Below are 900 nucleotides of genomic sequence, written 5' to 3'. Positions count from 1 at the left end.
GCCTCGCGGACCGCTTCGGCCAGCGCGACCAGGTCGTCCGTGGTGGGCGGCGGCGGCTCGAACTCGCCCTCGTGCCGGACGACGTCCCAGCCCCGCGGCGCGGTCAGGCTGCGGGCGTGCGGCTCGCACAGGTCGTACGTGTGTGGCTCGGCGAACGCCGCGAGCGGCCCCACCACCGCTGTCGACTCGTTGTAGACATAGGTCAATGTGGCGACCGCTTGCCGGGGGCAGCCGTTACGGGAGCAGCGCCGTGGTGACCTCACGTGCGGCAGGGTATCTCCATTACCGGGTCCGGCGCATCGCTTCGCGTTGCGACACGCCCGTCATGGTGATCACAGTCGACCGTCCTGGGCGCGCCGCGCCACGGGAGCGGCGCTGCCGCTGACCAGCCCGAGACGGGCGCTACCCTTTGCCTCATGACGAGCCCGGAACACCGCCGCCCCGGCTCCGGCCGGCGTGCGCATCGTGACCGGCACGGGCGCGGCCTGCGCGGACGGCTGGTTCCGGCCACCGTGCCGCTGGCGCGGACCAAGGCCGAGGTCTTCGACGACCTGGTCCTGGACACCGTCGAGACGCTGGAGCGTCGGTTCGCCAAGGAGCTGGCCGGGGTCGAGTTCGCGGTCGAAGATGTCCCGCCGGACCTGAACGTCTACGACTCGGACGTGCTGGAGGACGGCGAGGTCCCGTTGGCCCGGCTGCTGCCCGGCCGCCCAGGCCGGCAGGAGGTGCCGCCGCGGATCGTGCTGTACCGACGGCCCCTGGAGTTCCGGGCGATGGACCGTGAGGACCTCGCCGATCTCGTCCATGACGTGATCATCGAACAGGTCGCGAACCTTCTCGGGGTGGACCCGGACGAGCTCGCCTGAGCCGACCCGACAGCCGACCGCGCGGAGAGTGGGG

At 72.1% G+C, this 900-nt stretch carries 2 protein-coding genes; one reads left to right on the top strand and one right to left on the bottom strand.

The window, feature by feature from the left end:
- Positions 1 to 263: DUF3499 domain-containing protein (locus tag DLJ58_RS04635; protein WP_109899508.1), on the bottom strand; the 263-nt coding region annotated here is incomplete at its 3' end.
- 153 nt (positions 264 to 416) lie between these two features.
- Here DLJ58_RS04635 and DLJ58_RS04630 point away from each other — a divergent pair.
- Positions 417 to 866, top strand: coding sequence for a metallopeptidase family protein (locus DLJ58_RS04630; protein WP_074316962.1), 450 nt, complete (start codon positions 417 to 419; stop codon positions 864 to 866).
- The last annotated feature ends 34 nt before the right edge of the window (positions 867 to 900 follow it).

Source organism: Micromonospora arida (assembly GCF_003857035.1).
Lineage (GTDB): Bacteria > Actinomycetota > Actinomycetes > Mycobacteriales > Micromonosporaceae > Micromonospora > Micromonospora arida.
Note: the sequence above shows the minus strand (reverse complement) of the source record. Positions and strands in the feature narration are given on the sequence as shown.